The sequence below is a fragment of the Coriobacteriaceae bacterium genome (assembly GCA_025992705.1).
In the GTDB taxonomy this organism is placed as follows: Bacteria; Actinomycetota; Coriobacteriia; order Coriobacteriales; family QAMH01; genus QAMH01.
The window spans coordinates 1830411-1847297 of the sequence record DAJPGJ010000001.1; the positions used below are offsets into that span (position 1 = coordinate 1830411).

Consider the following 16887-nt stretch of genomic DNA (forward strand, 5'->3'; position numbering starts at 1 on the left):
CGTCAATACCCTGCGTATTTCGCCGGCTCTAGTGCGGGTGCGCCACGAAGATGATCCAGTAGCGCTCCCAGACTCCCGCAAGCAGGCAAATCGCCCCAGCGGCGGCAACTCCGATGGGCCCGAAGAAGCAGGCCGCGATGGCGCAGATGCCCGCGATGCCGTAGACGATCACCGCATTGAGCGCGAGGCGGGCCTTGGAATACATCAGCGAGGCACGCTCGTGGATGTTCATCCACACCAGCGCATAGGTGAAGCAACGGAACACGATGAGCACGACGAACGGGATGACGAGCGCCTCGACGGGGGCGAGCTGCCCGAGAACGAACGAGAGCACGATCAAGAGGCCCATTCCGATCGTGAGGGCATCGCATACCACCCAGCAGGTGAGCCAGCGGGCTCGCTTCACGCCCGGCTGCGACGTGCAGCTGAAGGCGACGCCCTTGTAGCAGATCACGGCGCACGAGGCGATGAGCGCCAGGACGGCGAAGAGGCGGAAGAGCACGCCGAGGACGGCGGCGACCTCGAGCGGCAATCCTATGGTTGCCAGCAGCGCAAAGGTCACCCAGTAGATGACGAGCGCGATGAACAACATGATCGAGTAGAAGATCAGTCCCACCACGCCGACCGACAGAGGAGCCGTCGGGTGCATGACGCGCATGGCGTGCAGGAACCGGAAGTGATCACCGAGGTCGGTGACGAGCAGCATCAAATCGAAGATGACGATGAGAAACGCGAGCGTCAGCGCGATGGGCAGCACGGGACCGAAGATATCCGGGGCGATGAGCCAGGTGATCATCGTCACGAACATGAACCCCGAGGTGAGGTTATTGAAGAAGAGGTCCCATACGATGATGTTCTTCCAGTCGGGAAAATGAACTATATCGTGCTGTTGATAGGCAGATGGCTGGCCTTTGACCCATGTTCTATCCATGTCTGTCTCCCCTCCTACAGCAAGCAAACGATAATCGCGATCGTCGCGATCAAGAGCGTTCCGATGGCGTTGGCGTAATCCCCCACCATGAACCGCACGGGCAATTTCGGCTGATTGGGCAAGCCGTAGACCGCGGGCTCGTCCATCAGCAGGTAGAACGAATTGAGCGGCTTGTAATCCTGGAACGGGTCGACGCCGTAGAGATTGGCCTTCTCGAAGCCCTGCTCGTGGAGGGTGGCGAGACGCGCACGCGCCTTCTCGACCATCTCCTCGCGCGGCCCGAACTGGATCGCGGTCGTGGTGCATGCCGTGGCGCAGGCGGGCTTCAGCCCGTCACGCAGGCGGTCGTAGCATCCCGCGCACTTCATGGAATGCCCGGTCTCCTCGCTCACCTCGGGAACGCCAAACGGGCACGCGGCCACGCACATGCGGCAACCCATGCAGATGTCGGTCTGGTAGTAGATGCCGCCAAACTCGTTGCGGATGATCGCACCGGTAGGGCATGCTTCCTGGCAGGGCGACTCCTGACAATGCTTGCAATGGTCGGACATGAAGAGCCACTCGCCTTGCTTCGGCTCGTTGAGCAGGTCGTCCATCGCCTTGGGGGCGGGCTTGTCCGTCTCGTTGACCTCCGAGAAGCGCTCGATGAACTTGACGTGACGCCAGCTCTCCGACGAGAGCACGCGCGTGTTGTCATAGCTGTTCTTCGACCACTGGATATCCGTGGTCTTCAGCATGTTCCATTGCTTGCATGCGACCTCGCAGGCCTTGCATCCAGAGCAGACGGAGGTGTCGGTGAAGAAGGCCATCTCGGTTTGCGCCGCACGCGGCTCGTGGCGCTTGAACAGGGCGTAGATGACGTCGATGCGATGGTTCTTGTGCGGTTCCTTCGCATCGTACTTCCTGTCGGAAAGCTTGAGGATGTTCAGCGGATTCAGATTCATGGCTAATTCCTCGCTTCCGGTTGGGCCGGCCACGGTGTCTCGGGTATCGGCTTGTCGAATATGGGGTCGTACTTGAGCGGATGGGGATCCAGCTTCTTGAGGTCTGAGGGGTCGCCCTTGGTGATGCGCACCGTGAAGCCCTTCGATGCCGGAATCAATCCGTCAGGTGCCATGATGGCGGGGCTCAGGTCATTGGTGATGTCGCTGACCATGAGGCCCTTGTATCCCGATGCGACGAAGGTGCCCGCGATGGTCGCCTTCTTCCCGTAGACATCGCCGATGCGCAGGCGCGGCGTCACCAGGACGGGAATCTGCAGCTTGGCTCGCGCGCTTTCGACTGTGACGTAATCGCCCGTTTCCACGCCGATGCTCTCGGCCTGCTCGGGTGACAGCTCCACGAAGCGCACCGGTTGCAACCCGACGAGCCAGGGGATGTTGCGCGTCTGCGCACCCGACAGCCAGTGCTCGGTCACGTGGTAGGTGGTCATGATCGTCGGGTAATCCAAATCCCCCGAAGGAGCGATGGGATTCTCGACGTCGTCGACGATGTGCAAGCCGGGGTCGCGCGTCTGCTCCCAGAGCTTGTTATCGTAGGGAGACTCGGTGGTCTCGTAGTAGATGGGCATGGGCCCTTCCTTGATGCTGTAGGGCACGAAGAGCCACGCCTTGCCATCCGAATGGGCACCGAAGGGGCAGTCGCCGGCAAGCGCCATGTCGCCGGTGGCACCGGGCTCTGGCTTGTAGCTCGGCGGCTTCCTCGCGTTGAACTGCGGCTTGTCGTAGCCCACCCACTGCTCGAGCTCCTCGTCCCACCAGACGAGCTTCTTGCGCTCGGACCAGGGCTTGCCCTCGGGGTCTGCCGAGCAGCGGTTGTATAGGATGCGGGAGTTCTCCGGCCAGGTCACGCGATAATCCGAGAAGATCGAGCCGTTGTAGACCTCGCCCGTCTCGACGCGGTTCATCAGGTTCTCGCCGTCGGGACCGAGTATTCCCGATAGCAGGCGGCACCCGCACACGGTGGACCCGTCGTCCTTGAGGGTTCCCGCGCCTTGGCAGACGGAGCCATCCTCGACGTTGAACCCGTTCATCTCCTTGACGATCTTCATCATGTCCGGATCGCCCTCGACGCTGGTCAGCTCGAACTCCTGATCGGTCTTCGTGGCGGCGTAGACCGGATCGTAATCCCAGTACAGCGCACGCATGCCCGCATCGCGCTCCTTATCGGACGCGTTTGCCTTGGCCTGCAGCCTCTTGCCCAGCTGGTAGATGTACCAGGCATCCGAGTGGGCATCGCCGGGTGCCTCCTGGAGGCGCTCGTGCCATTGCAGCAGGCGCTCGGTGTTCGTGACCGAGCCGGTCTTCTCGAGGCAGGTGCATACGGGCAGGTAGAACACCTCCGTGAGGCAATCCTCGGGTGCGGGACCGTCTGGGTCGGCGTACCAGACCGAAGCGCTCTCGTTCTCGAAGAGGTCGCACACCACGAGCCACTTGAGGTTGCGCATGGCATCGCGACTCCAGCCGGTGTTGGGGTTCGTCACCGCGATGTTCTGGCCGAACACCACCATGCCGTCCATGCCGCCGCGCAGCGCCTTTTCCATCGAGACGGTCAGCGACTCGTTGTCGCTGAGCTTCGGAAGCCACTGGTAGCCGTATTCGTTATCCTTCGTGGCGTTCTCGCCGTAGTATGCCTTGAGCAGGCTGATCATGTAGTTTGGCAGAGCCGCCCACGATCCGCGCTCCGTTTCCAGCTTCCACATGCCATCGCTCGTCTTGTCGAGCGCCCCGCTGAAGCCATGCCCGTTGGCGAGATAATCGGCCAAGGTGGCGTTTCCGGGATGGGCTTCCGGCTGGGGGATGTAGTTGGGCAGGACGTTGAACAGCGTCGGGACGTCGGTGGCGCCCTGTACGTTGGAGTGCCCGCGCAGCGCCAGGATGCCGCCGCCCGGACGCCCGATGTTGCCGAGGAGCAGCTGCAGGATCGCCGCGGTGCGGATGATCTGGGTGCCGCTGGAATGCTGCGTGAAGCCGGTCGCGTAGCAGAACGCCGTCGTGCGATCGCGGCCCGAGTTGCGGCCGATGAGCTCGCCGACCTTCACGATGTCTTCGGGGCGGCATCCGCAGATCTCGGCCACGACCTCTGGCGTGTAGTAGCTGAACTGCTTCTTGATGAGCTGGAACACGCAGTGGGGGTCTTGCAGCGTCGGGTCTTGCTTGGGTTGCCCGTAGCTGCCGTCGGGGTTCATCTCGTACTGGTAGTCCCAGGTCGTCCCCGCCTTGGCATACGATTCGGTCTCCGGGTCCCAGCCGTTGAAGAAGCCGGTCACGTCATCGAAGTTGAAGCCCGGGTCGATGAGGGTGGCCGCGTTGGTGTAGTGGATCACGTACTCCTTGAACCAGTAGTCATGCTCGAGGATGTAGTTGATGAGACCGCCGATGAACGCGATGTCGGCACCGGGGCGGGTGTGGACGTAGTGGTCGCATACGGCAGACGTGCGCGTGAAGCGCGGGTCCACGTGGATGGTGACGGCGCCGCGGCGCTTTGCCTCCATCGGCCAGTGAAACGCCACCGGATGTGCCTCGCCCATGTTGGAGCCCATGATCAGGATGCAATCGCTGTGGATGAGGTCGCGCGGCGGATTGGTGCAGGCGCCGAACCCGAACGTCGGCGAGAGCGCCGTGACGGTCGTCGAATGGCAGTAGCGAGCGGAGTTCTCCGTGGGCAGTATGCCCAGACCTCCCGTGAAGAGCTTTCGGATGAGGTAGCATTCCTCGTTGTCGTTGGCGGAGCCGCCGATGAAGCCGACGTTCGTGGCGCAGTTGACCGTCATGCCGTTTTCGTCCTTCTCGACGAACCCGTTGTTGCGGGTCTCCCAGATGCGCTCGGCGATGGTATCGAGCATCCAGTCGAGGCTCTTCTCCTCCCACGCCGCAGAGCCCGGCGCGCGATAGAGCGCGCGCGTCTCCCTGTAGGGATTGCGGTTCAGCATGAACGTCGACATGCCCTTCGGACACTGGCGCCCGGCGTTGATGGGAGAACGGGGGTCGCCTTCGACCTCGATGAGCTCCTTGTCCTTGTAGAAGGCCAATTGGGAGCATCCCACCGCGCAGAACTGGCATACCGTCGTGCCCCGCTTCGCTTCGCGCAGCCTGGTGCACTTGTGGACCGTGCGGTCACTTAGAACGTCATTCACGTGAGCCATGGTCGTACCCCTTTGCTCTATCAACCGAGGCGGGCTGCCCGACTCGCAAGCGCGAGCCGTTGCTCCCGAAAGCCGCAGGCACGGCTATCGCGAGCTCAGTCCGCGCTCCTCTCCATCGTACGTGCCGGGAGGTCATCCCCCATCGGCGCACCGTTCATGCGCATCTTCTGCATGTTTCGCAGCAGGTAGATCGGCGATGCGTAGCCACTCCAGATGTGTATGAGCCTCGTGAAGGGAACCACGAGGAAGATGCAAAGCCCGATGAAGATGTGAATCTTCTGGGGTGTCGCCGCATCGATCAGGTAGGTGTATGCGTCGGGCTGGAGCGTGACCAGGGCAATGGCCCAGTTCACGAAATCGAAGAGCCCCTCACCCGACTGGTCGAAGAGCATCGCGTTGATCACGCACGTCGCGCCCATGATCAGCACGCCGGCGATCAGGACCAACACGAGCCAATCGCTCGGACGCGAGGTCTTGCGGATACGGGGGTTGGTGATGCGACGATGGATCATCAGCGCGATGCCGACCAGACAGAGCACTGCGCAGGCACCGCCCGCGACGATCTCGATCATCTGGTTCATGTGCGGCGTGATCCCGACATCCGCGAGAAACTGCTTGGGAACGAACAACCCGAACAGGTGGCCGAAGAGCAGGAATATGACGCCCACATGAAAGAGGCGGGCGCCCCAGTTGATCTCCTTCTTGCCTCCGAGGAGCTCCGAGCTCTGGCTCTTGACCGTATAGGGATGCGTGAGGAAGCGAATGAAGCTTCCCACGAGCCAAACGGTAATGACCACGTAGGGAAACACCTGGTAGACGATGAAATAGAGGAGATGCGTGAGATTGGGATCCATGATCATCACCTTTGCTTCCTGGGCTTGTCGACTACCTCGTAGTCCTCGAACACGGGAGCGACCTTCCGATCCATCGGACCGCCGAAGATGCGCGATGCGCGATAGCGCTGGTCACGACCGCCGCCCATGTTCATGCCCTGCTCGCCTTGGGTAAGGACGCTTGCCTCATGATTGCGATTGGCCGTGGGCACCACGAAACGATCCTCGTAGTTCGCGATGGCGAGCAACGAGTGCATTTCGCAGATGTCCTCGGGAAGGAGCCCAAGCTCATGGAGCCGCTCGGCCCCCGGAGCCTGCTTGACCGCATCGAGCGGCAGCTCGCTTCTCAGGTACTGCGCGAGCCCCGCGGAATCGCTGTAGTTTCTCACGATGGTGCGCATGAGCAGCATCCTGGACAGCGCGTCTTGGACGACCTTCGTATTGCCGCCGGCAAGCAGGTTGGCGAGGTACTGGATCGGGATCCTGAGCTCGTCTGCCTTCGGCAACACGCCGTCCATCGACACCTTGCCCGCATCGACGGCATCGGCGACGGGCGAAAGTGGCGGGACGTACCAGACCATCGGAAGCGTGCGGTATTCGGGGTGCATCGGGAATGCGAGCCCCCATTCGATGAGCTTGCGCACGGGGGACTTCTGGGCGGCCTCTATCCACTCGTCCGATATGCCGGCCGCACGAGCGCCCTCGATGACGTCGAGGTTGAACGGGTCGAGGAAGACGCTTCGCTGCGCCTCGTAGAGGTCCTCGTCGTTCTCGACGCTCGCAAGCGCCTTGATCTTGTCGGCATCGTAGAGGACGACTCCGATATAGCGGATGCGCCCCGTGCACGCCTCGGAGCATACGGTCGGACAACCGCTCTCGATGCGGGGGTAGCAGAAGATGCACTTCTCGGCCTTGCCGCTCGACCAGTTGTAATAGACCTTCTTGTACGGGCAGCCGGTCATGCACATGCGCCAGCCGCGGCACTTGTTCTGGTCGACCAAGACGATGCCGTCTTCCTCGCGCTTGTAGATGGAGCCCGACGGACAGCTTGCCACGCAGCCGGGATTGAGGCAGTGGTTGCACAGGCGCGGCAGGTAGAACATGAAGGTCTGGGCGTATTGGGAGTAGATCTCGCGCTGGACGCCATCGAGGTTGGTATCCTTCACCGTCTCGATGTCGACGCCACCGAGGTCGTCTTCCCACGCGGCGCTTCCCTCGACCTTGTCCATGACCTCGCCGGTTATGGAGCTGATGGGACGTGCCGTCGGCGACGTCTTCATGAGGGGTGCCTTTTGCAGCTTCTGGTAGTCGAAGGTGTAGGGCTCGTAGTACTCGTCGATGGTGGGCAGCAACCCGTTGCTGAAGATGCCGGCCAGCAGCCAGGGGCGATTGCCGCGCTTCAGCCGCAGCTTGCCGCCGTCTATCTGCCAACCGCCCTTCCACTTGTCCTGGTCTTCCCATTGCTTCGGGTAACCCGTACCCGGCTTCGTCTCGACGTTGTTGAACCAGATGTACTCCGTGCCGGGCCTGTTCGTCCACACGTTCTTGCAGGTGACCGAACAGGTGTGGCACCCGATGCACTTGTCGAGGTTCAGGACCATCGTTATTTGGGCGCGTATCTTCATGGTATCGGCTCCCTCTCAGAATCGTCGGCTAACAGTCTTTCTCGACGATGCGCTTGGTCAATACATCAGCTTCGCTGCGGGCCTCTTCGTCGAGCCAATCGACGGAATCGACCTTGTGAAGCCAGATGAAGTCATCGCGATTCGGGCAGATGGTCCCGTAGTAGTTCAAGTGGAACGAGAGCTGCGCATAGCCGCCGATCATGTGCGTCGGGTTGATCACGACGCGCGTCGGCGAGTTATGGTCGCCACCTCGGATGCCCGTGACCTTCGAAGCGGGCGTGTTCACGATCTTCTCGGTCGCGTGCTGGAGAATCGAGAGGCCCTGGGGCATGCGCGAGGTCAGAATGGCTCGGGCCACCATCGCGCCGTTGGCATTCCAGAACTCGACCCAGTCGTTATCCTCGATATCGGCCGCTTTCGCATCCTTGTCGTTGAGCCAGATCGTGGGGCCGCCTCGCGAGAGGGACAACATGCGCTCGTTGTCGTAATACGTCGAGTGGATTGCCCACTTCTGGTGGATCGTCGTGAAGTTGAGCATGATGGTCGGGTGACCGCTATCGGCCGCGTGCTGGTAGCCGGCAAGTGCTCGCTGGTCTGCGGGTGGGCGGTACTGCGGGAACTCCTGGCCAAAGGCGCGCATCCACTCGTGGTCCTGGTAGAAGTGCTGCCTGCCGGTGAGCGTGCGCCACGGTAGGTTGAGGTTGACGTTTTGCCAGAACGCGACGTAGGGAATCTCGTCGTTCTCGATGCCGGACCAATCGGGGCCCGTGAAGGTCTTGCGCGATTGGACTTGCAGATCGAAGAAGGTGAGCTTGTCGCCGCGATGCTCCTCGGAAAGCTGCTTGCAGGGAACGCCGCTTTGCTTCTCGACGAAGTCCCAGCTGTGGTAGGCGAGGCTGCCGTTGGTCTCTGGCGAGACGCGCATGATCATGTTGGCCGCCGCGATGTCGGAATCCATCTTCGGGCGACCCTCGGCGACGCCGTCGGCAACCGTGCCGTTCATGTCGGCCAGCTCGTCGATCTCCTGGGAGAGGTCCCACTTGATGCCGCGATTGCCGCCACCATGCTCCGAGAGCCTCGGGCCGACCGAGCAGTACATGTCGTGGATGTTGCCGTAGTTGCGCTCGATCTCGACGATGTGCGGGGCGGTCTTGCCCGGTATGAGGTCGCACTCGCCCTCGTACCAGCGCTTCACGTCGAGCGGCTGCCCGAGCTCCGAGGCCGTGTCATGACCGAGCGGCATGAGCAGGACGTCTTTCACCGCGGAGAAGCGCTCGGGATAGGCACCGCCCATCTGCGAGATGCGCTTGGACAGTAGCTCGAAGATCTCCCAGTCGCTCTTGGCCTCCCAAGGGCACGAGACGGCCTTCACGAAGGGATGGATGAAGCTGTGCATGTCCGTCGTGTTGATGTCGTTCTTCTCGTAGAACGTCGCCGCCGGAAGCACGATGTCTGCGTAGAGGCCCGTGGTCGAGATGCGGAAATCCAGGTTGACCAGGAGGTCGAGCTTGCCGATGGGCGCCTTTCGCCACTTGACGAGCTCGGGCTTGAGGTCTTCCTCGTCTGCCGACAGCTCCTCGCCGACGATGCCATCTTGCGCACCCATGAGATGCTTGAGGAAGTACTCCTGGCCCTTGCCCGACGAGCCCAGGATGTTCGAGCGCCAGACGAAGAGGTTTCGCGGCCAGTTGAACGGCTCGTCGAGGTCCTCGAGGCTGAAGTGAACCTTGCCGCTCTTGAGGGCATCGACCAGGTACTCCTCGGTCTCCATGCCCTGCTTCTTGGCCGCACTGGCAATGCCGGTGGGGTTGGTGTCGAGCTGCGGAACCGTCGGCAGCCAGCCCATCTTCGCGCTCTGGAGGTTGCAGTCGATGTAGGTGCCACTGTAGCGCTTGGCGTCTGCCAGCGGGGATCGCATGTACGACAGGGGCATGCGCTCGTAGCGCCACTGATCCGTATGCTCGTAGAAGAAGCTCGTCGCGTTCATCTGGCGCGAGGCGGGAACCCAGTCCTGCGCGAACGAGAACTCGGCCCATCCGGCCTCGGGACGAATCTTCTCCTGGCCGACGTAATGGCACCAGCCACCTCCGGTGACGCCCACCGTTCCGCAGAGCATGAGGATGTTCATGATGCCGCGATAGGCGTTGTCGGTCTGGTACCACTGGTTGAGACCAGCGCCCATGAGCACGCAGGCCCTGCCCTTGGTGTTAGAGGCGGCCGTCGCGAACTCGCGTGCCAGGCGTATCACGTCATCGGCGCGAACGCCGGTGATGTCTTCCTGCCAGCGCGGCGTGAAGGGGACGTTGTCCCGCTCGTTGGCCGCCACCTGACCGCCTATGCCACGGTCTATGCCGAGAAACGCGCCGAAGAGGTCGAAGACCGTCGCGACGAGGACTTCGCCGTCGGTCGTCTTGATCCTCTTGACCGGCACGGCGCGTTGCAACACCGGGCCGTCGTCATCGTTGCCTTGGAACAGCGGGATGCTCTCGTCGCCGAAGTACGGGACGTTCAAGGTGACCACGTCGTCCGAGGAGTCGATGAGGCTCAGGCGCGGATGGATGTCCTTGCCGGTCTCGCCATCGACCTCGAGGGTGTTCCATTTGCCCTCGTCGCCGTTTTCCTCCTGCTCCCATCGGTATCCGATGGAGCCACGGGGAACGGCGGGCGCATCGCTCGTGTCATCCCACACGACCGTTTTCCACTCGCCGTTGCCGGCGCTGGCGTACTGCGCAAGGTCGCTCGCGCGTAGCGTGCGCCCCGCGACGTAGACATCCTTGCCCTCGCGCTCGTCTAAGCGCACCAGTATGGGAAGGTCGGTGAACCTTCTCACGTAGTCGGTGAAGTAGGGATCGGGATTGTCGAGGTGGAACTCCTTGAATATGACGAAGTTCATCGCGAGCGCCAGGGCGGCATCCGTGCCCTGTTTGGGGTGCACCCACCAGTCGGCGTCCTTCGTGCTCTCGCAGTAATCGGGGCAGACGTTGACGAGCTTCGTGCCGTTGTAGCGTGCCTCGATCATGAAGTGGGCGTCGGGGGTACGCGTCATCGAGATGTTCGTGCCCCAGCAGATGATGTAGTTGGAGTAATACCATGCCTCGGACTCGGGTACGTCGGTCTGCTCGCCGAAGGTCTGGGGAGACGACGGCGGAAGGTCGCAATACCAGTCGTAGAACGAAAGGGGCGCGCCGCCTATCAGGGAGAGATAGCGAACGCCCGCGCCGTAGGACACCATGGAATAGCCGGGGATCGGGGAAAAGCCCGCGATGCGGTCGGGGCCGTACTTCTCGATCGTGTAGAGGTTGGCGGCGGCGATGATCTCCGTCGCCTCGTCCCACGTCGTGCGCACGAGATCGCCCAACCCGCGAACCTTCACGTAGCTGTCGCGGGTCTCTGGGTCCTCGACGATGCGCCGCCAGGCTTCCAGCGGCTCGTTGTGGACGCGCTCCCTGCGCCATGCGTCACGGAGCTGGGCGCGGATCAGGGGATGCTTGACGCGTGCCGCGCTGTAGAGATACCACGAGTAGCTCGCGCCACGGGGGCAGCCACGAGGCTCGTGATTGGGGACGCCGCACGGCGTGCGCGGATAGTCCGTCTGCTGGGTCTCCCACGTGACGATGCCATCCTTCACGAAGATCTTCCAGCTACATGACCCCGTGCAGTTGACGCCGTGGGTGGACCGCACGACCTTGTCATGCGCCCAGCGATCGCGATATGCATCTTCCCAATTGCGGTTCTCGTCGGTTACCTCGCCCCATCCATCGGCGTAGCTTCCGACGCGCTTCTTGAAGAACAGCGAACCTTCTGAGAACTTCGACATGTGAACCCCTAACCATCATGACTGCGCATGGCAGAACTGCTCGGACACGATGAGCCCACCCTCCGACGTTACGAAGACGCCGGGCTCTAAAACACGCTTCCTAACAACGATTCGGAGCGTTCTTCCTGTCGTAGAAGACGACGTTGATCACCAGAATGGCCACGAACACGACGACGGACACGGCAAACATCACGGTGGCGTTGGTCGATGCCAGCAGCACGCCAATGGTGAACGGACCATAAGCGCCGATAGCCGAAGTCCATCCGACGACCGCGCCGCCTTGGACCGGCGGGAAGAGCACGGCCATTTGCTGCGTGGTCGACGCGTTGCCGCAACCCGTCCAGAAGAACACCCAGAACATGGCGATCATCCAGATCCAGCAGCCCGTCACGGAATCGGGCTTGTAGACGATCAGGAAGACGAGACCGACGATGATGGCGGCGGCCATGATGGTGGTCACGCGGCCACCACGAATCTTGTCGGATACCTTGCCGGCAATGACGCGGGAAATCGCGCCGATGGCCGGACCAACCCACGCGAAGGCGATCGCCGAAGGCGCGCCTGCGACATTGGCAAAGACGCTATCGCCCATCAGGGCAAAGTGGGCGCCCAGACCGGCGAACGTAGCGAACGTGCCGTAGTAGAACAGCGTCATGAACCAGGTGTGCTTGCTCTTGAAGATGGAGAGCTGCGTCTTGAAGTTGGACGTGACGGGAACCGACCGGAGCAAGACGATGGCGAGGATGGCGAGGATTATGACAAGCGGAACCCACACCCAGCCGGCGTTTTGCAGCCAGACGTCTCTCACGTGACCGTCCACGACCTCATGCTGCGGGGAGCCGAGGATACCGAACACGGAAAACGTGATGACGATTGGCGTGACAAACTGGACGAGCGAAGTGCCGAAGTCGGACAGACCGCCCTGGACGCCGAGCGCGAAGCCGCGCTTGGACTTGGGGAAGTAATAGTTGGTCGACGCCATGAGACCCGAGAAGGTACCGCCGCCAATGCCGGCGAGGAATGCGAACAGCATCAGCACCTCGAACGGAAGCCCCGGATTGGTCACCGCGTAGATCCAGCATGCAAGCGGGATGAGCAGCAGGGCCGTGGACATGAAGACCAACTTGCGCGTGCCCATGATGGGCGGAAGGAACGTCCAGACGATGCGCAACGTGCCGGCCGACAGACCGACCATGGCCACGAGCCAGTAAAGCTGTTGCGAGTCGAGGTGGAATCCGACGGCGTTGAGATGTGGCGCCAGTGACGGCACCAAGTACCATGCGCAGAAACCAAATGTCAGAGAGAACGTGGATATCCAAACGGTGGTCCAGGCCAGACGCTTGTCCCACTTTTTCGAATCTTCGGGATCCCATTCCTTGATGTCAGCCTTCATAGTTCTCCGCCTCCATCCCTATGACGACACAACATTCTTAGGTTTTCCTTTATTCTAATACGAGACTATAACCCAACACGGACTAAATTTGTACGTCTATCGGAAATTTTCTTGACATTTTCTTTTATATAAGATGCAAATTTCTTTCTGTCAGGCTATCCGCGATCCTATATTGCCTATAATGGACCGGACGTCATTGCCGGCGCGGACGCATGCGCTCGTGGCCAATCCGAAGGGAACGAGATGATTTGGGAACTGAAAGCCCTCGCCTGCCTGCTGCTCTATCCGGACGAAGAGCTCCTGAAGAGCCTTCCGGAAATCGAATCTACGCTACGGGAAAGCGCCGAGCTCGACGCGAGTTCGAAGGGGCAATTGAAAGGGCTCATCGAGTGGATTCGCGAAACGGACATGTCGTCTCTGCAGGCCGCATACGTCTCGACCTTCGACATCGGAAAGCACGGAAGCCTGAACCTCTTCGAGCACACGCAGGGCGATTCGCGTGACAGGGGACATGTCATGGTGGAGCTGAACAGGCTCTACAAGGAGCACGGGCTCGAGCTGACGACAACGGAGCTACCCGATCACCTGCCGGTGTTCCTCGAGTTCCTCGCGGGCCTCAAGCGCGAGGATGCCCAGCTCTGGCTCGAGAGCGTCATCGGCCCCATCAAGAAGATCGACCACGAGCTCCAGCTCGATGCAAGCCCCTGGGAGGCGGTGACCGCAGCGCTTCTGGACTTCGCAGGTGCCGAGCGCGAAGTCGTCTCGGAGCGCACGCCCGACGAGATGATCCCGACACTCGACGCGGAATACTACGAGGCCCCCGTCACCTTCGGCGGCTCCGTCGACCCGGTTTCGTCCCAGCCGTCTTCTTCCATGTTCTAGATCGGCGCGTTACGCCTGCTTCTTGCGGTAGCCGAACCAGTAGACGAAGCCGACGAAGACGCAGCCGCCCACGATGTTACCCAGCGTGGCAAGGCCGATGTTGTAGAAGGCGCCACCCCAGGTGCACAGCGCCATCTGCGTCTCGGTGCCAAAGCCGCACGCTGCGGCGACGACGCCCATGGGCAGCAGGAACATGTTGGCTACGCAGTGCTCGAAGCCCATGGCGACAAAGGCCATGACGGGAAAGATCGTCGTGAAGATCTTGTCAATGACCGTACGCCCGGCAAAGCCCATCCACACCGCAAGGCAGACGAGGAAGTTGCACATGATGCCGCGGAAGATGATCTGCATGGGATCAAGGCCGATCTTTCCCGATGCGACCGTGACCATCTGGGCGCCGATGGTATTGTCCCCCGCCTTGATGGCCATGATGGAGCAGCCGAAGACGATGCCGACGAGCACGAGCGATCCCGCGAAGTTGCCAAGCCAGACGACGACCCAGTTCTTCAGAACCTTGGTCCAGGCAAAGCGCTTGCTCGCCGCACCCATGACCATGAGGCAGTTACCCGTGAAGAGCTCGGCACCCGCGACGATGACACAAATGAGGCCGAGCGAGAAGCAAAAGCCGCCGAGGATGTTGGATGCGGCAAAGCCGAGCGTTGGGTCTGCCTTCACGCAGGTCATGAACAACGCGCCGCTACCGATGAGCATACCGGCCATGAGCGCGAGCACGATGGTGCGGCCAACCTCCATCTGGGTCTTCGCGAGGCCAACGGCCTCGGCCTTCTGCTCGAGTGCCGTACCTGACAGGCAATCCGGCTTGATTGCGTTTATCTCCTCGGGCTGTAACTCGGCCATGCGCCTCTCCTCCTGCTTCGTCTTGCGCCCCGTACCCACGAGGCAGTTGACGAGTTGTACTCATTTCCTGTCGGTTTACAGAACAGGATTTTACATGAGCTATCATGAGCGAGATTAATTACGTCACTATGTATACGCATACGGAAACGGACACACCATGCACGACGAAGTAAACGATGAGCCGCGTCTCGCGCTCCTCATCGACGCGGACAACATCTCCGCCAAATACCTCCCCGTCATCCTCAACGAGATTCCACGCTACGGTGTGGCGACCTATCGCCGCATCTACGGAGACTTCACCGACCCGCAGGCGGCCAAGTGGCGCCCCAAGTTGCTCGATAACTCCATCACACCCGTCCAGCAGTTCAGCAACGTCAAGAGCCACAAGCCGGGCGAAAAAGCGGGCAAGAACGCGACCGACTCCACGCTCATCATCGACGCGATGGACATCCTGTACGCCGGCAAGGTCGATGGTTTCGTCATCGTCTCCTCCGACAGCGACTTCACGCGCCTGGCCGCCCGCCTACGCGAGAGCAACATGATCGTGGTCGGTATGGGGCGCAACCAGACCGCAGTGTCGTTCAGACACGCCTGCACCAAGTTCGTGAACATCGAATACCTCTACAAACTGCAGCGCAGCAAGAACGGCGATGACGCGGACATCGAGACCGACGACGTCGAGGAAATCGAGGAGCAATCCCCCATCGATGCGGAGAACATCGAGACCACGGTCTCGCTGCGTGACGTGGGTGCCGTCATGGGTGGCATCATCCACACGAACGACAACCGCGGCAGGACGACCTCGCTCGCGGAGGTGGGCGCCGCTCTCAACAACAAGTTCCCCGACTTCGACGTGCGCAATTTCGGCTATAGCCAGCTCTCCAAGCTCATCGAGGACTTCGACCGCTTCGAGCTCGTGAAGACTAACGTGGGCTACGACGTGCGCATCGCCGACACACGCGATGACATCAAGCAGGTCGAGCAGTTCATGGTTCTCGAAATCGGCCGCCACAAGAACAAGTCGATGAGCATCACGTCACTTGCCTCGAAGGTGCATGACACGTTCCCGCAGTTCAACGTCAAGGACACGGGGTATTCGCAGTTCTACAAGTTCGTCGACAGTATCAAGGGCATTCACGTCACCGGCGGCAAACGCAAGTACGCGCATCTGGATTAGAACGGCCATTTCGAGCGAAGCGGCCGCAAGCCCTCCCATCGTCATTTCGACCGAAGCGGCCGGGTGACGCAGGACGGGGATAATGTCATCTTAATAAGGTGACATTATCCCCGGGCGGGTTCAGGCGATCATTGCACCTTCCGCCAACACTTCCTGGGTTCAGGCGATCATTGCACCTTCCGCCAACACTTCCTGCATAGCCTCGGAAGGGAACTTCCAGCCCAGGACCTTCCTCGGACGGTTGTTGAGCAGCCACCGCACCTTGCCCACCTCTTCGTCCGACACCTCCGTGAAGTCAGTCTCTTTGGGGAAGAACTCCCTGATCAGCCCGTTCACATTCTCATTGGTGGGCCGCTGCCAAGGAGAGTGCGGATCGCAGAAATACACCTCGAAGCCAGAGGAGAGCTTGAACCTGTCCACGCATGCCATCTCCGACCCCTGATCCCAGGTGAGCGTGCGCCTGAGCTCCTCGGGGATCCCCTCGGCCATCTGCGCCATGCGCTCTGCGACCGTGTCCGCGTCATGGCAGGTCAGCCTCGACATCAAAAGGAAGCGCGACCTTCTCTCCACGAGGGTTATGAGGCAGCTCGACAGGTCGCTTCCAATGATCAGGTCCCCTTCCCAATGCCCGGGGATGGAGCGGTCACCCGCCTCCGGGGGCCTCTTGGATATATGCGCATCCTTAAGCCAGGGCCTGTTCTTTGCGGGGAGCTTGGATGCCGGTTTGCGACCGCGGCGCTTGGTGCGCAAGGCGTACTCGACGCCGAGCTCATGGCGCAGCGTCCCGTAGCCTTGTACATAAAGGGACCGGTATATCGTCTCGTGGCTTATGCGCATCCCCTCGTCATCCGGGAAGTCTTCTTCGATCCGCTTGGAGACCTGCTCGGGCGACCATCTGCTGGCAAGCATCTGCAGCACATAGGCCCTAAGGGGGCCTCGGGCATCGAGCTTGCGGGGTTTTGGCCTTTTCGCCTTCTTCCTCGCATCAAGCTGGGCGTGCCTCGGATCGTAGGGTCCTTGCACCCGAGAAAGCTCGCGAGCGACGGTCGTCCTGCTGATGTTCATTTTATCGGCAATCTCTTGGTTGGTGCGCCCGACATCGAGAAGGGCCGCGATAAAGCAGCGGTCCTCGTATGTCAGGCGCTGCTTGGGCGATGTTCTTGCGCTCGGGGTCGGGCAGCTCGCGGCGTCCATTGTAAGCACCATCCGATCCGGAGGGCGGTCCAT

Annotated in this window: 11 protein-coding genes; 2 read left to right on the forward strand and 9 right to left on the reverse strand. The window is 61.2% G+C overall.

Translation table 11 applies throughout. The annotated features are described in order from the left end of the window. Positions 1 to 28 precede the first annotated feature (28 nt). The 7 genes from OIM11_07945 to OIM11_07975 form a co-directional block, all read right to left on the reverse strand. Positions 29 to 931 carry a hypothetical protein gene (locus OIM11_07945; protein ID HJJ01058.1) on the reverse strand — a complete coding sequence of 301 codons (903 nt, stop codon included), beginning with the start codon at positions 929 to 931 and terminating at the stop codon, positions 29 to 31. Between the two features lie 14 nt (positions 932 to 945). Then, complete coding sequence (locus OIM11_07950) at positions 946 to 1875, reverse strand: 4Fe-4S dicluster domain-containing protein (GenBank protein HJJ01059.1); 930 nt, start codon at positions 1873 to 1875, stop codon at positions 946 to 948. Between the two features lie 2 nt (positions 1876 to 1877). Beyond that, positions 1878 to 5075 (reverse strand): formate dehydrogenase-N subunit alpha, encoded by a 3198-nt coding sequence (gene fdnG, locus OIM11_07955; protein HJJ01060.1) that lies wholly within the window; start codon positions 5073 to 5075, stop codon positions 1878 to 1880. A gap of 95 nt (positions 5076 to 5170) precedes the next feature. Continuing rightward, on the reverse strand, positions 5171 to 5929 hold the full coding sequence (gene narI / locus OIM11_07960) for a respiratory nitrate reductase subunit gamma (protein HJJ01061.1): 759 nt from the start codon (positions 5927 to 5929) through the stop codon (positions 5171 to 5173). Between the two features lie 5 nt (positions 5930 to 5934). Then, the gene (gene narH, locus OIM11_07965; GenBank protein ID HJJ01062.1) at positions 5935 to 7533 is read right to left on the reverse strand and encodes a nitrate reductase subunit beta; all 1599 of its coding nucleotides are present in this window, start codon (positions 7531 to 7533) and stop codon (positions 5935 to 5937) included. A 28-nt stretch (positions 7534 to 7561) separates the two neighbouring features. Further along, the gene (locus OIM11_07970) at positions 7562 to 11350 is read right to left on the reverse strand and encodes a nitrate reductase subunit alpha (protein ID HJJ01063.1); all 3789 of its coding nucleotides are present in this window, start codon (positions 11348 to 11350) and stop codon (positions 7562 to 7564) included. A gap of 100 nt (positions 11351 to 11450) precedes the next feature. Beyond that, positions 11451 to 12743, reverse strand: coding sequence for an MFS transporter (locus OIM11_07975; protein HJJ01064.1), 1293 nt, complete (start codon positions 12741 to 12743; stop codon positions 11451 to 11453). A 243-nt stretch (positions 12744 to 12986) separates the two neighbouring features. On the opposite strand from OIM11_07975, the gene narJ reads away from it, so the two are divergent. After that, positions 12987 to 13625 (forward strand): nitrate reductase molybdenum cofactor assembly chaperone, encoded by a 639-nt coding sequence (gene narJ, locus OIM11_07980; GenBank protein ID HJJ01065.1) that lies wholly within the window; start codon positions 12987 to 12989, stop codon positions 13623 to 13625. A gap of 9 nt (positions 13626 to 13634) precedes the next feature. Here the strand turns inward: narJ and OIM11_07985 are convergent, their stop codons facing one another. Next, positions 13635 to 14483, reverse strand: a complete 849-nt coding sequence (locus tag OIM11_07985) for a formate/nitrite transporter family protein (protein ID HJJ01066.1) — start codon at positions 14481 to 14483, stop codon at positions 13635 to 13637. A 157-nt stretch (positions 14484 to 14640) separates the two neighbouring features. Between OIM11_07985 and OIM11_07990 the strand changes: the two genes are divergently transcribed. After that, positions 14641 to 15660 (forward strand): NYN domain-containing protein, encoded by a 1020-nt coding sequence (locus tag OIM11_07990; GenBank protein ID HJJ01067.1) that lies wholly within the window; start codon positions 14641 to 14643, stop codon positions 15658 to 15660. 159 nt (positions 15661 to 15819) lie between these two features. On the opposite strand, the gene OIM11_07995 is transcribed toward OIM11_07990, so the two are convergent. Further along, positions 15820 to 16854, reverse strand: a complete 1035-nt coding sequence (locus tag OIM11_07995; GenBank protein HJJ01068.1) for an IS30 family transposase — start codon at positions 16852 to 16854, stop codon at positions 15820 to 15822. Positions 16855 to 16887: the final 33 nt, after the last annotated feature.

Excerpts from the sequence above, each read along its gene's own strand:
- OIM11_07945 (HJJ01058.1), bottom strand. The coding sequence starts at position 931 with ATGGATAGAACATGGGTCAAAGGCCAGCCATCTGCCTATCAACAGCAC.
- OIM11_07950 (HJJ01059.1), bottom strand. The coding sequence starts at position 1,875 with ATGAATCTGAATCCGCTGAACATCCTCAAGCTTTCCGACAGGAAGTAC.
- fdnG (HJJ01060.1), bottom strand. The coding sequence starts at position 5,075 with ATGGCTCACGTGAATGACGTTCTAAGTGACCGCACGGTCCACAAGTGC.
- narI (HJJ01061.1), bottom strand. The coding sequence starts at position 5,929 with ATGGATCCCAATCTCACGCATCTCCTCTATTTCATCGTCTACCAGGTG.
- narH (HJJ01062.1), bottom strand. The coding sequence starts at position 7,533 with ATGAAGATACGCGCCCAAATAACGATGGTCCTGAACCTCGACAAGTGC.
- OIM11_07970 (HJJ01063.1), bottom strand. The coding sequence starts at position 11,350 with ATGTCGAAGTTCTCAGAAGGTTCGCTGTTCTTCAAGAAGCGCGTCGGA.
- OIM11_07975 (HJJ01064.1), bottom strand. The coding sequence starts at position 12,743 with ATGAAGGCTGACATCAAGGAATGGGATCCCGAAGATTCGAAAAAGTGG.
- narJ (HJJ01065.1), top strand. The coding sequence starts at position 12,987 with ATGATTTGGGAACTGAAAGCCCTCGCCTGCCTGCTGCTCTATCCGGAC.
- OIM11_07985 (HJJ01066.1), bottom strand. The coding sequence starts at position 14,483 with ATGGCCGAGTTACAGCCCGAGGAGATAAACGCAATCAAGCCGGATTGC.
- OIM11_07990 (HJJ01067.1), top strand. The coding sequence starts at position 14,641 with ATGCACGACGAAGTAAACGATGAGCCGCGTCTCGCGCTCCTCATCGAC.
- OIM11_07995 (HJJ01068.1), bottom strand. The coding sequence starts at position 16,854 with ATGGACGCCGCGAGCTGCCCGACCCCGAGCGCAAGAACATCGCCCAAG.